This is a genomic window from Thermoanaerobaculia bacterium (assembly GCA_035593605.1).
Lineage (GTDB): Bacteria > Acidobacteriota > Thermoanaerobaculia > UBA2201 > DAOSWS01 > DAOSWS01.
Window position 1 is genome coordinate 85,545 of record DAOSWS010000007.1, and the last position, 13,778, is coordinate 99,322.

General features: G+C 50.1%; 14 protein-coding genes. 6 read left to right on the forward strand and 8 right to left on the reverse strand.

What is annotated here, in order from left to right; all coding sequences use genetic code 11:
* Positions 1–2: 2 nt before the first annotated feature.
* From arsM to PLD04_04940, 5 genes are all read right to left on the reverse strand, one after another.
* Positions 3–854, reverse strand: a complete 852-nt coding sequence (arsM, locus tag PLD04_04920; protein HXK67663.1) for an arsenite methyltransferase — start codon at positions 852–854, stop codon at positions 3–5.
* Positions 851–1,312 carry an arsenate reductase ArsC gene (locus tag PLD04_04925; GenBank protein HXK67664.1) on the reverse strand — a complete coding sequence of 154 codons (462 nt, stop codon included), beginning with the start codon at positions 1,310–1,312 and terminating at the stop codon, positions 851–853. The genes arsM and PLD04_04925 overlap by 4 nt, the downstream gene beginning before the upstream one ends.
* The gene (locus tag PLD04_04930; protein ID HXK67665.1) at positions 1,299–1,634 is read right to left on the reverse strand and encodes a metalloregulator ArsR/SmtB family transcription factor; all 336 of its coding nucleotides are present in this window, start codon (positions 1,632–1,634) and stop codon (positions 1,299–1,301) included. The genes PLD04_04925 and PLD04_04930 overlap by 14 nt, the downstream gene beginning before the upstream one ends.
* A 113-nt stretch (positions 1,635–1,747) precedes the next feature.
* A complete protein-coding gene (locus PLD04_04935; GenBank protein HXK67666.1) occupies positions 1,748–1,996 on the reverse strand; it encodes a GIY-YIG nuclease family protein in 249 nt (82 codons plus the stop codon).
* Positions 1,997–2,079: 83 nt separating this feature from the next.
* Positions 2,080–2,754, reverse strand: coding sequence for a hypothetical protein (locus PLD04_04940; GenBank protein HXK67667.1), 675 nt, complete (start codon positions 2,752–2,754; stop codon positions 2,080–2,082).
* Between the two features lie 355 nt (positions 2,755–3,109).
* On the opposite strand from PLD04_04940, the gene PLD04_04945 reads away from it, so the two are divergent.
* Positions 3,110–3,736, forward strand: a complete 627-nt coding sequence (locus tag PLD04_04945; GenBank protein ID HXK67668.1) for a hypothetical protein — start codon at positions 3,110–3,112, stop codon at positions 3,734–3,736.
* Entirely contained in the window at positions 3,733–6,528 is a 2,796-nt protein-coding gene (locus PLD04_04950; protein ID HXK67669.1) for a hypothetical protein, read from the forward strand. The genes PLD04_04945 and PLD04_04950 overlap by 4 nt, the downstream gene beginning before the upstream one ends.
* Positions 6,529–6,650: 122 nt before the next feature.
* On the opposite strand, the gene PLD04_04955 is transcribed toward PLD04_04950, so the two are convergent.
* Entirely contained in the window at positions 6,651–6,785 is a 135-nt protein-coding gene (locus tag PLD04_04955) for a hypothetical protein (GenBank protein HXK67670.1), read from the reverse strand.
* Positions 6,786–6,859: 74 nt separating this feature from the next.
* Complete coding sequence (locus tag PLD04_04960; protein ID HXK67671.1) at positions 6,860–7,057, reverse strand: hypothetical protein; 198 nt, start codon at positions 7,055–7,057, stop codon at positions 6,860–6,862.
* Positions 7,058–7,238: 181 nt separating this feature from the next.
* On the opposite strand from PLD04_04960, the gene PLD04_04965 reads away from it, so the two are divergent.
* The 3 genes from PLD04_04965 to PLD04_04975 are packed head-to-tail and all read left to right on the forward strand — an operon-like array spanning position 7,239 to position 9,635.
* On the forward strand, positions 7,239–7,784 hold the full coding sequence (locus PLD04_04965; protein ID HXK67672.1) for an RNA polymerase sigma factor: 546 nt from the start codon (positions 7,239–7,241) through the stop codon (positions 7,782–7,784).
* Complete coding sequence (locus tag PLD04_04970) at positions 7,781–8,545, forward strand: zf-HC2 domain-containing protein (protein ID HXK67673.1); 765 nt, start codon at positions 7,781–7,783, stop codon at positions 8,543–8,545. The genes PLD04_04965 and PLD04_04970 overlap by 4 nt, the downstream gene beginning before the upstream one ends.
* On the forward strand, positions 8,526–9,635 hold the full coding sequence (locus PLD04_04975) for a hypothetical protein (GenBank protein HXK67674.1): 1,110 nt from the start codon (positions 8,526–8,528) through the stop codon (positions 9,633–9,635). Before PLD04_04970 ends, PLD04_04975 begins: the two co-directional genes overlap by 20 nt.
* Before the next feature lie 304 nt (positions 9,636–9,939).
* Here PLD04_04975 and PLD04_04980 read toward each other — a convergent pair whose 3' ends face one another.
* Positions 9,940–10,917 carry a calcium/sodium antiporter gene (locus PLD04_04980; GenBank protein ID HXK67675.1) on the reverse strand — a complete coding sequence of 326 codons (978 nt, stop codon included), beginning with the start codon at positions 10,915–10,917 and terminating at the stop codon, positions 9,940–9,942.
* A gap of 653 nt (positions 10,918–11,570) precedes the next feature.
* Here PLD04_04980 and PLD04_04985 point away from each other — a divergent pair.
* Positions 11,571–13,436, forward strand: a complete 1,866-nt coding sequence (locus PLD04_04985; protein HXK67676.1) for a hypothetical protein — start codon at positions 11,571–11,573, stop codon at positions 13,434–13,436.
* Positions 13,437–13,778 lie beyond the last annotated feature (342 nt).

Consider the following 13,778-nt stretch of genomic DNA (forward strand, 5'->3'; position numbering starts at 1 on the left):
CTTTATTCACAGAGTTTTTCAGCTGAAATGATGAAGCTTGTCACAAAATCAGACGGTTTTGTCCCTTCGGGGAGGCGTGCCGCAATTTCCCGGTAGAGGGGATCCGACCAGTCGGCCATCCGGTCCATATAATCCGAGGAAGTTTCAAGTGAGGTAATGACAAGTCCGGCCTCTTCCGCCATCGAGCGTGTTTCCTCCACGAGTACGGCACCCGCGATGCATCCCACAAGAGCCCGGACTGAATTCTGAACGGACTCGGGCAGGGGACGCAGGAGGGCCAGATCCGATACGGAGACCCGACCGCCGGGACGGAGGACACGGGCGATTTCCCGCCATACCTGGGGTTTGTCCGGGGAAAGATTAATAACGCAGTTGGAGATCACGACGTCGATGGTTCCATCGGCCACCGGAAGATGTTCGATTTCTCCCAGCCGAAACTCCACGGTGTCCAGACCCGTGGATTGGCGAAAGATATCTGCATTTCTTCGTGCCTTTTCCACCATATCCGGTGTCATGTCTACTCCGATGGCACATCCCTTGGGTCCGACTTTGCGGGCAGCGACGAAGACATCGAATCCTCCGCCCGATCCCAGATCCAGAACCGTTTCACCCGGATGAAGACCCGCTATGGCTGTGGGATTCCCGCAAGACAAACCCATGTTGGCTCCATCGGGAAGCCCGGACAATTCTTCCTGACTGTAACCGACGGCCGTTGCCACCGTGTCGGCGGTTGGACCCTCGCAGCATGAGCTTGAGCCGCAACAGGATTGACCTTCGCGGGCAATCCTGCCGTACGCTTCCCGGACGGTGCTCTTAACATTGTCTTTTGAATTTGGTGGTGTTTTGCAATTCATGAGTGTTTCCTTTCGAACGGAAGTTCCAGAGTTGTCGGGAGGGTTTCGACAAAGGCCCGGATTTCATCGCGGACTCGCCGAAAGTGAACTAGCGCCTCTTCCTCGGTTCGCGCATTGCGGGAAAGATAGGGTGGATCGTCGAAACCAGCATGAAGAATTTCTGTCCTGCCGGGAAAACGAGGGCAGGTTTCATGAGCATGGGCACACAAAGTGATGACACGGTCGAATTCGAGAGCAGGCAAATCGGACAGGGTCTTCGAAATCTGGCTGCGGATGTCCACTCCGGCTTCGGCCATGACCTTCACTGCGAGTGGATGAAGACCGGCCTTCAGGATGCCCGCAGAAAAGGGTTCAATTTGATCGCCAAGAAGGTGGCGAACCCACCCTTCGGCCATCTGGGACCGGCATGAATTCCCGGTGCAGAGAAAGAGGATTCGAAACCTGTTATCCCCGGGCACAGGTTGTCATCCTCATTCGCTGTAAGTCTTTTTCAATCACAGGATGGCGGGTAAAGCACTGTTTCAGGCAATCCTGCAGGCCGGATGCCAGTTGATTCGTCGGTTGAACCAGCCTGTAGTGCATCCACGTTCCCTCCCGGCGGGCTTCCACGATCCCTGAAGCGCGCATAACAGAGAGATGCCGGGAAACTTTAAAATCCGGTTCACCCAGAGCCTGTGCCAGAAAGCAGACGCAGGTCTCTCCCTGCAGGGCCAGAAGAACGGCCAGGCGGAGCCGCGTGGGATCTCCAAGTGTCTTAAAGAGATTGGCTTCTTCCTGCATGAAACGCTCCTCTAAATATGCATATCTGCACAGATATGCATATAATAGGGCGGATGTAATGAAATGTCAAGTGGCTTGTGGAACTTATCCTGTCGGATAGACTCTATACTCAATCAGTGAGGAGAACTCAGAAGAACCTCTTTTTTCGCGCGTGGCCATCGTTTAATCTGGTACTCCCGTTGCATCGCCGTCCGGCGATCAGAGAAAACCTCACGGTAGACCAGGATAACGGGGCGTCGGCCGGCAGTGTATTTCGCCCCTTTCCCTTCATTGTGAGCGGACAGGCGTTTCTCCAGATCCGCTGTATACCCCGTATACAGGGACCCGTCGGAACACCTTACAATATAGACGATCCAGGACATGGGGTCATGATACGACAATTCAATGAGGATAAATCCCGCGCAAAGCAGAAACCAATCCAAATCTGGTAATGATCCCGTAGAAATTATTTCAATTTCACCTTGACTGTGCCTGTACCCGAATAGGGGAAGTTCTCATTGCAGGAAGGTGTGGAGGCGGAAAGGATGATTGTATCGTCCGCCTTAAGCCCGAAGAGGGACAGGGGAAGAACCATCCGCATCGTGTCGGTATCCTGCAGTTGAATCCAGTTGGGCTCTTCCCAGCCTTCTCCCACTTTGAATTCCCATTTCGGGTAGAGTCCTTCCGGAAGTTCCATGTAATCGTCCATCTTCTGAACATCGGCCATCAAAACCGGTTTGTTGATCCAGGTTCCATCCTCCGTCTGTCCAACTGACGTTTCTACTTCGTCGGCATCGATGCTGTACTCCGATCCGCCCTGACCAGGGGCAAACATCTCGTCCTTCTCCATGCCGGTTTTCGGATTGGCATCCACGTCCAGGTAAAAGGTGACATCCGGGCTCCAGGTCTTTGCTCCGGTCTCGAAGCCCCCCAGGAGCGTGTGGATCTTGACGGGGTAGGTGACGGTCAGGACGAGGTTGTCCCCATCACGGACTGCGGAAAAGGTCATCGTTCCCTTTTTCTTCGGGTTTTTGCAATCAAAGGTCACGGTGTCTCCGCCCGCCATGGCAAACGATCCCAGCAGCCAGCAGGCAAGCCCCAGAAAAACCAGCAGGGAAACAGCAACGGAATTGCGTCTCATGGTTCCTCCTTACATTGTAATTTCGACTCCAGCCTGCCAGGAGTATACGCCTCTTTCAGCAAGATTGTCGAGAGAAGAAGTCTTAGCGTGAGTGTCCATTGTGACCAATTCAGGGAGAAAGTGCTCAGTGAAATTTCGGCAGGTAATGAAACATAGATTCAAGAAAGAAATTATCTCAATGACGGGGAAACATCGAATGTTCAATCGAAGATTATAACTGCGAGTTAATCTGTTACACTAAGGGCAATATGCCGTATTATCCTTCCCAAATCGTGTACGCAGGCCTTATGACCACAGACAGGAAAAATCAAGCGGAGAAGTTTTTTCAAAAGGTCAGTACACTGTGACGACGAGTATGCACTTCAGCTATTACGGACCGGGGGGAGGTGTCCAGACCTTTACCAGCAAGCGTCCGTCCGTCACGATCGGTTCCGCGGTTGAATGTGATCTGGTACTGGAAGGCCTTTCTGATCTGCATTGCAGGGTGTACCTGAGCGAACAAGGATATTATGCGCTGGATAACGCCGGGGATCTTTGCATCAACAATATCCCGGGATCCGGATATCTCAAGAACAATGACGCTGTAACAATGGGACCCTACGCGTTCCGGTTTAACCTGATTGAGAGACCCGAACCGGAAAAGAGAGAAAGGCCTGACATAAAAGCGGATCCGGTTGTGCGGCCTCAGGGGCTGAGCCATCGTCCAGGGCTTGCTCTTGTTCTTGCATTTCTCATCCCTGGATGGGGTCAGGCTTACAATGGACAGCCGGTTAAGGCTCTCTTTCTTATGCTCCTCAGCATACTTGTCATCCCCTGGATTTACAGTATCGTCGATGCTCATAAAAGGGCAAAACGGATCATGGAAAGTGGGGGAAGACGGGGACGTGGAGGATGGCTCTGGATCACCCTTCACGCATGGTTGGCCGTCAATGTGGCAATGTTCACCATGATCTCACTCACGGTGGCCGGGGTGATTCAATGACAGAGCGAAAATCGCCCTGGAATCTGGGCTGTTTTGGCGTCTTCTGGATCTTCCTGCTGATTGTTTTTTCGGCAATGGAAATCGGAGGTCTTCTCTGGTTACAGCCCGTCTGGTTTGAATCTATCGCCTTCTGGAGGCCCGCGCCCTATCCGCCGGAGCCAATATTTCTGCCGGCTTCGGACAGTGATTACGAATTCACGGCAGAAGCGAATCGACAGACAGTGGAACATCGTGTTGATTTGTGGGAGGAATATGCAAGGCAAGTTCATGTGGATCCCAGGCAGAACACGGAAGTGGAAACCATTGAAGGAACAAAAATTGAATTTGTGGCTGGCTCTCTTGATCAAGCACAAAATGTTACCGTGACCCCCGTTGTTCGGGTTCCTCAAGAAATGGTAGGACCCGGCGGGATTCCCATAGGCCCCCTGCATGATATTCGGATTGGATCCGCCACGACGTACCGTTTTCATCGTCCGGTCCGCATCTCCATCCCCTTTCAGCCCGACACGATCCCTCCCGAATTTGAGAATCATCAGCTAGCCATCGGAACCTGGGAGGATGACCGGTGGGTTCCACTTCCGTCCCGTGTAGACCATGAACGACGTACGATTTCCGCAGACCTGCCCCATGCGAGTATTGAAGGAATCATCGTGATCACCGGAGTCACGGTTGGTGGAATCGGTGTGAAATTCACAGAGACGGGCCGAGCCATTTACGAACAGCTTCGCCATAAACTACCCTCAACCTACAAGACAGATAATTTCGCGATCCATTACGACACGAGTGCCGGCCTGGGCGTTCCTCCTGATGCTGAATATCCCCTTTCCGGAGGGCGTGCTCCAGGACCCCATCCACTCTATGTCGTTGACATCGGCCGTTATCTTGAGGAGGCCCGGTCGTCCCTGCCCAGAGTCAAAATGAACGTCAGTGCGGTTTCACTGTATCGGTGGGACGTGTTTCTTGTCCCGCTGAGTGATTTTGGAGCTTCCGACCTTGGGGGACCCGTGATGCTGGATAACGATTTCCAGGCAAACGGAGAATTCATGCCCAACCTGGATTCCCTTATTCGCTCCACGTGCATCCATGAGCTTATCCACGTTGCACAGGATGACTATTTCAATACCTTCAATGCCGGAGCCGCACGCTGGTGGCTGGAAAGTACGGCGGAATACCTTGCCTGCCGCCTGATGAAACTGGAGAATCGAAAGACACATGATGACGGATACTACGTTTCGCGGGAGACGGCCCTCCTGAGCCGTCCCTTTGATCTTTCGGAAGGCCTTCAGCCCTACGCTTATGCGTCCTTTTTTCACTGGCTGGACAACCATGGATTGAATTCCATCAATATCATCAGGGCAGTCAATGATAGCGGGGATGCCTCCCTGGGATCACTCGACCGGGCAATCCGTCAATCTGGTGGGGAATCATTATCCGCATTATTTATGGATTTTGCCATTGATTTCTACCATAACAACCTCTGGTCGGGCTCCATCGTTCCACTGCCCGCCGTCGCATCGTCGCTTGGAAAAGCGGACGCGTTTAACTCTCTTGTGCGGTCGGGCAAGGGTTCCGGTCGGATCTATACGTACAGCGAGCGCAGTGTTCCATTGACACACCTGTCTGCGACCTATTTCAATTTTCAGGCAGAAGGTTTGAAGCCAAAACGGGGTGCCAAGCTCGTGATTCATTTTCCATCAGGTGGAGAATCCTCCGCATGGCCCTTCGCCCTGACCGGGCAGATGTACGGGCCGGGTGGGTATCCCCTTCCCGGTTCACCGGACGTCATGTTGCCTATTATGATCGATGAACCCGGCGAAAACAGCTTTGTCAGCCGTCGCATTGCCTCACCGGCCGGCATTCCTGACGACATCAACCAGGTTTCCCTGATCCTGGGAAATACATCGCCTGACAGGGACGCCGGTTCCGTCGTTGTGCGTCGTTGGCTTCTCATGCCTCCTGAAATGGTAACCAGCGTAAAACTACCTGAGGGGAAAGGATATAAGGTGAACTGGCAGACCTCGGATCTGAAAACTCGCGGCGGCGACAAGGCATTCAAGGGTTACAACGTGTACCGGAGAAAGAAGGGTGAGACAAAATTTCCGAAAACACCTCTCAATGAAGATCCAATCACAGATGAACATTATGATGATCATCCGGATGACAGAGAAGATTACGTGTACACGGTTTCAGTTGTCGATATCCTGGACCATGAAAGCCTTCTGGCTCCTATAGAGGATCGGGATCCGTTCCAGGGCGAATGGGATGGGAAATTCATTTTTGTCAAAGGGGAAATTGCCGGGCCGATCCTTGAGGCCTTTGATGGATGGAATCAGAAGAAAGAACAGAAATTGCAGACCAGAATACAAAATGCCCGGACTCCTGAGCAGCGATCGACAGCGCAAAAGAAGCTTCAGGCCTGGCATGAAACCTCCATCGAATGGAGGAGTAAGTTGCAGGAGCTTGTTGACAAGCTGGAGAAGATTCTCCGTCTTGGCATCCCCATAAGCGTGAAGATCCAATTGATTGATGGGAAATATTATATTGTTGCTTCAAAAGTTTTTTACAAGGCCCTCGATGAAAAGGATCAGGAATTAACCGAGATGGTTCGAAACGGGGAACGAACACTGGCCTTAAAGGAGCAGCCCGAGAATGCTCCTCCTCTGGTGCTTCAGCTTTTCCGTGAAAACGAAATTAATCAACTTTATGAAGGAACATATAAAAGCCCGGAAGTAACCATACCCTACACATTCCGCATTACCCTGAAGAGACGAGCTGAATCCGTGCCTGAATGATGCATCTTGTGACCAGATCTTCTGACACGGCGGTCATTCAGTGATTTGGGGGACAGATCATTGAAACAGAAACATGTAGTTTGCGTTTGTGTATGCACCTCCGCACATCATGACTGAAAAGATCACACCACGACGGTTCTGAGGTCCCGTTCGTGCAGCTCCTCCATGGTCAGAATGTTTCCCAATACGCACCTCCGGTCATGTTCACGCAGCTCTTCCGCCTGGACTATTCTCTCCTTGTACTTGTAACATTTCACGGCGTATCGCTCCCCGGAAAGATCCTATTTCAGCATTTCAAGGCTGTCGTCAAATGTTTCAATTTTCTCCACATTCACCGTCGGGATACCGCAGAGATAGTCGATCTGTCTTGAGGGGGACGTTTCATTTCCACCCGGGAGAGGAGGATCATCTCGTTCAGGATCGACTCAACCCGGGCTCCGGAAATTCTGGCGGCATGCTGGACATATGGAACCGTCGCCGCGTATTCCCATTCGGGTCTTTGTTCAGGGTCCTTTTTCGGGATGGGCATGATGTACCTCCCGTTTCTGAAGGAGCTCAGAAGTCTGCATCTCAACGATTCGCCATGCATCGAGGTATTACGCAGTGTATGGTACTCTCAACGGTAAGCCGTCATCGGAATGAACATTGACCCGGGTGGAGCACTCCTTGCCAGGTCGGTCTGTCCTTCGGGCTGGGAAAGGTTGAACCGGATGCGGGAACTTCTGCTGAGCGCGCAGGCAGGAGACACAAAGGCCTTTGAGACCGTAATGCAATCCTTTGAAGTCAGGATCATCCGGTTCGCCTGGAGGCAATTGGGAGATCGGGATGAAGCCCTGGATGCGTCTCAGGAAATCTTTCTCCGGCTCTACCGTTATCTTCACCGCATTGACCCCGACAGGGATCCAGGGCCCTGGATCTTTTCCATCGCTGTGAATGTATGCCGAACGAGTGCCAGAAAACGGGGCCGGCACAGATTGGAGCCCATCACCGAATCGATGGAGGAGGGGGATGCCCTTGTGTCTATGGACGCCCTGCCCTATGACCGAATGGGTCAGATGGAAATGGTGCGGGAGGGATTAGCAGAGCTCACACCCAAAGAGCGTGAAGCGATTCTTTTGCGGGATGTGGAAGGTTTTTCCACCCGTGTTGTGGCCACGATTCTTCGTTCTTCAGAAGGCACGGTTCGATCCCATATCAGCCGTGCGCGGCTGAAACTGAAGGCGTTCCGAGACGAGTACTCCAGGAGGCGTGTATGAACTGTGTTGAGTTCGAACAGCGTATCGCCCTTTACGTGGGGGGAGACCTTCCGGACCAGGAGATGAAAGAGGTAGAAGCCCATCTGGCGATGTGTGAATCCTGCCGGGCTCTGGAGGCCTCCCTGAGAGCAACACAGGATATGTTTCTTGATGCGGCGGGTCGGGAACCTTCAATCGACATGGTACAGTCTGTACATCGTCGCGTGATGGGGAAGATCTATGAGCAAACGGCAGATTCCGGGAGTCCCTATCGATGGATCGGGTGGGCGAGGCAACGCTGGGTATGGGCGGCAGCCGCGATCCTGATTCTCGCCTCTCTAATCCTGTTGCGGGCCAGCTCCAAAAGAATGACAACCCCTGAAGGATCGTATGAGTCTGCCAAAACTCATTCCACTGAGGCTTCATCCCGCCAGCCGGAAGGTGCTCTGCCCCTCCAGATCACGGAAATGGAACCGCCCCCCGATACTCCCTCGACCCAGGGCGCGCATCTGTCCGGGAAAGCCGGATCCCGGCCTTCCTTCTGCCTTGTGCTTTCCCGTCGGGGGAAAAGCCGCAATCAGGACACCCCGGAGGATCGACACCCCACAATGAAGCAATTTCAGAATCAAATGGCAGGACTGAAGCCTGCGGTCCTTCCAACCGATGAGGAGGACGTCCATAAAGACCAGGCCGTCCGGATGTTCACCGAAAATGAAAACGTCGTTATTTACTGGCTGATATCAGCCGACAAGGAGGATACTCATGAACATGAAACCGTTTAACAACAGGAACAGATTCGGATTCAACCATTGGAGCATCATGATGATGCTTCTCTTCCTGGCATGTGTTCCCCTGACTGCCAGGGGAAATCCGAAACCCGCACAGGCGTCGCCGGTGGATGGCGCTTCGGAGGAATGGATTACAAAGATTGTTGAATTACAGTACGCGGACCCTGTTGACCTTGCGGAAATGATATCCGCAGTAGGTGTGCGGGCCATTCCCAACCAGAAGTTCAATGCGATTTCTCTTACCGGGACCCCTGCGGCGGTCCAGGCCGCGGAACAGCTCATTCGTCGTTTCGATGTCCTTCCGGAAGAAACGTTGAATATTGAGACCCGCGCCTATCTGCTCATCGCATCGGAGAAAGCAGTCAAAAACGGCACGTTGCCCACGGAAGTCAGTGATGTCGTGGATGAACTGAAGAAAATCTTTCCTTATAAAGGCTATTCTATTCTCGATACTCTCCTTATCCGGAGCCGGGACGGGGAAAATGCAAGTCTGAACGGCATCCTGTCGGGAAGAGAAGTTCTGAAGGAAGTGATGGCGGACCGGGAAATCCTTCAAAGTCCGCAGTACGATCTTCAATTCCGGGCTCGTGTACGCCAGTCGGGTCAGACGGTAGTCCTTACCTATGACAACCTTCACCTGGAGGTCCTTATGGTCGTCGGGGAGACCGGGGCGGATGGACATACGGCGAAAAATACCAGCAATGCCAAGATCAATACGGACATCGATGTCCGGGAAGGGCAGAAAGCCGTTGTGGGTAAGGCGAATATCGAAGGGGGAAATAACGCTCTGATATTTATCCTCTCTCCATCCATTATTCGCAATGAGAATACTGGCCTGGAATTCATTTCCGAGGGCGAGGACGATCGGGTCACGCTGCACCTTGTGGATGTTCCCCTCATGACTCTTCTGGAGACGATTGCCGAAGTGACCGGACGGGAATTGGAATTTCATGGAACAGCATCGGAGGATACCGTGACGTTGGAATTGAAGGATGCTTCGCTGATTGATGTCATGAATAATGTCGCCAAGGTTTTTGGTCTGAATTACGAGCTAAAAGGGAACAAGCTTATCGTGAATCAGTAGCCTTTCTCCTTAGTACCATTAGCAAAACTTACTCCGGGGTGAAAACCCCGGTTTTTTTTGGTTACTGCGAAACTTACCCTTGCTGATCGTCTGGGGAATTTACGCAAGTAGGTCCCAGATAGATAAACCCTGGAGCGCGATTCCCTCTAAAAAAGCAACATGAGTTCGCTCCCTGGGGGACACGTAGCAAGTACATGTCCCGTCTGGGTTATCCGTACGACTCCACCAGAGGAAGATATTCTGCCCTGATTTCAAAATTCGGACCAGGGTTGCGGGTTTGATATCAAACTTATATTGAATGGTTTTAAGCCTGCCTGCCGAAAACCGTATAGATAAGGTAGGCCGTATAGCCGATATAGCACGCCAGCAACACTGCACCCTCCATGCGGTTGATACGTCCCGGTCCCCGGAACCCGTAGCCGATTATGAACAGGGAGAGGGTCAGGGCAGCCATAACAGGTATGTCTCTATTGAAAACCTCCGGCCCTGCGGCTAGTGGATTTATTATTCCAGCCAAGCCGATTACGGCCAGCGTGTTAAATAGATTAGAGCCCAGAATGTTTCCAAGAGCAATATCATGCTCTCCTTTGTGTGCTGCGATCACTGATGACGCCAATTCCGGAAGCGAGGTGCCGATTGCGACAACAGTAAGGCCAATAATGAGATCACTTACGCCAAATTCGTGCGCAATCTTAACAGCGCTCCAGACCAGAACGCGGGAACTGATGATTAACAGAATCAGGCCCATCGCCATCGAGAGTGCGGCCCGACGAATGGATAAGTGGTGTATTGTCAGCTTCTCTTCTACCTCACTGCTCAGCGTGTCTTCCCTTTTCCTGGATCCCTGCCAGATGGTCCATGCTATCAAACCTGCAAAAATTGCGAGTAGAGTCCCTGCATCGTGTCTGGTGATTCTTCCGTCCCATAACTGCCAGGCCGCCACGGCAGTGACTAAGGATAGTATGGGGAGTTCCTTCCGCAGTACTTGCGAATGAACGGCTATGGGGCATAAAAGCGCGGTTAGTCCAAGGATCAGTGCGATGTTGGCAATATTGGATCCATAAGCGTTGCCAATTGCAATGCCAGGATTGGCATTGAAGGCCGCCAGTGCTGATACCACCATCTCCGGGGCGGATGTGCCGAACCCGACAATTACCATTCCGATTAATAGTGGGGGAATTCCAAAATGGTGAGCTGCGGAAGCGGAACCTTCCACAAATCGGTCAGCACTCCAAACGAGTAGAGCTAACCCTGATGCAAGAGTGAGTAAAGCTAAAGTCATACAGAGAACATATTCCTTAATTTTAGTGTGGAAAATTATACTCCTGTAATTAATTCATCGCCAACACCCCAGGTCGCAACATTCAGGCAGATAGCCAGCTACGGTTTACACTTGCTTCCGCATCGAGACGAAGGATGGTGGAGGCGGGGGGAATTGATCCGATCCTGCGCTCCCGAGATGTCTGCGTAGCATCTCGGCTGAGCAAAGGATGGTCGCGCGCAGCAAGGCCAACATCCCCCGTATCCTACTTCTGAGGACGATTCCCCCCAAGAAAACAACCTCCCCATGTCAGAGGAGGTCAAATACAGCAAGTTAGTTGGGGAAGTTGGTGGAGGCTAAGCAACACGTTCCGCAACTTTTTCCTCAGCCAAGCATCGGGCACAATTATATCATTGGAGGTTTGAGTATGGGTGTTTTGAGTTCTTCTCACATCGAGAACCGATTGATCAGTTTTGTATTAACCTTCTACTTTCAACATTTTGGTGATCTGCTCGGGGGTGTAGCGCTTTCTACTCATATCTGCTCTCCTTTCTTCCTCTTCTATGTTACGATAAACACGATGGGCTCAAGAACACTAACGAAGTACCGGATCAATTATTTTGGAGCAGGTGATTAGCACATAGTTGACAGATAAATTCTCTTTGGAGGAGAAAATGCATATTTTTCCCGAAGAAACTACGGGACACTGGTGGTGTTTTTCTCTAACCAACTTTGCTGAATGTGTATTCATGTTATTTCGATTGAGCATATCAAAGCTTCGTAAAACAGAAAATTCTTATACCGATGGAGATACGAATAATAAAACACTGCTTTCAATGCTTGCACTAACAGTAATACTAATCTCCGCACCCCTTTTTCCCCAAGAATGCATGGCTCCATTGGTTGAGTACCCATTACCCGAGCCATATTCGGATGATCTTATGTCTGGTTGTATTGTAGAAGGACCCTACGCCTATTTACTGTCCAGATATCATGGTCTATTGATTCTGGATATAGATAATCCTACCAATCCCATAGTGGTTTCTGACGCTTCTAATGTTACGCAAACGACGTGCAGCCCCTACACGATGCAATATAATGATATCTGTTTGAACGATAACATTTTATATATAACTTATTTCTGCAACCTGTATCGAGAATTTGCCACGGGGATTGTGGCTGTGGATGTCTCCAATCCTTACGAGCCGGAGTTAGTAGGCTCAACTCTTGAGATATTGCCTGTCTGGTTCGAGGATTTAGAAGTTTTCGGAGACTATCTTTATGTAACAATGGAAGAAACGACAACTTACTTCGATCTAAGGATTTATGATATTTCCGCTCCATCAAACATAGTAATGGTCAATATGCTCTCAGATGTCGGCCCTTCGATGACTAGATCGGGATCCTTGCTTGTGACTGATTCACCGGATAACACGATCAATTTCTACGATTTGAGTGAACCTGTCAATCCAAATTTGATCACTACCTATAGCATGAATGAAATTTTTGATTTGGAAATAGAGCATGGCAGATTGTATGTATCACAGCCTGCTGGTTTTGTTACAATTATAGATATATCTGATGTAGATCAGCCTGTCTATTGTTCAACAATTATTTTGTCCAATAGAGGTTCTCGCATGACAGTCCGTAATGACAAGATATTTGTGCAGGAGTATGACGCCTCAACTTTTGAATCAGAAGTCAAAGGATTTGATGTCTCCGACAAATCTACGCCTGAATTCCTTGCAAGCTATCACATCATTAATAGATTGGGAGGCATTGCTGCAAATAATTCTCAGGTGTATATTGCCTCCCAAGGTACACTCACGATCTTAAATGCAGCTGATTGTGGGCAATCGGAATTGTACATTCCTGCCGCTGCATCAAAACAGGGTGCGAAAGATACCAATTGGAAAACAGATCTTGTTCTGCATAATCCAACGGATGTTAGCTTTACCGCGCACCTCACATTTTTGGAAGCGGGTCAAGATAACAACTCTCAGACATCGCTTGAAATTTCACTGCCAGTTTCTTCATCAACAAAATATACAGATATCCTTCAAAGCCTCTTTGGAGTATCCAATGCGGTAGGAGGAATCAAAATAGTGAGTCCAATAAAACCAACAATCATATCCCGAACGTATAACGATCAGGAAGAAGAGGGGACGTATGGGCAGAGTATTCCGGCCCTATCGAAACACTCAGCCGTCACATCTTTCATATCTCAAAGAATAGTTGCACTAATTCAAAATGAGCGCTATCGATCAAATCTAATTTTATTGAACATTTCTACCACTGCTGCGGACTTGAATATTGAACTCTATAACGGGACCGGCGCATTCATTGGCTCATTTTCACAGCACTTATTACCTTTGGAATATCACCAGATTGACCAATTCTACGCACCTTATATTGATGTCCCTCTAGATGACGGTTTCATTATTATTTCGATGTTATCACCTGCCGCTATGGTTATCGCTATTGCTTCAGTCGTCGACAATCTGACTGGAGACGCAACAACAATATTATCTCAAAATTAAATGTCAAGAAGGAGACCAGGATGAGAATTAGAAGAATACATTGGGTACTGTTTCAGAAATAGTGAGTCAAATTGTGGGTTATGATCCGCCGTGAGAAAATCCCAACTTGAGTGGCGGATAATAAGACCAGCATTGAAAAAAGATTCTCTTTGAAGGGGAATATACTGATGAGGGAGAAAATGACGGTTCTGGGAACAAAAAGACAACTGATTTAATTATAGGAGTATTCTCGATAGAACAAGCTGCTTGAAGCAGTAGTTTGCCGCTTATTATGTTCACTTCTTGATCACTTCAAATAGTGTTGTTAATGTAACTTGGTGGAGCTGAGGGGAGTTGATCCGA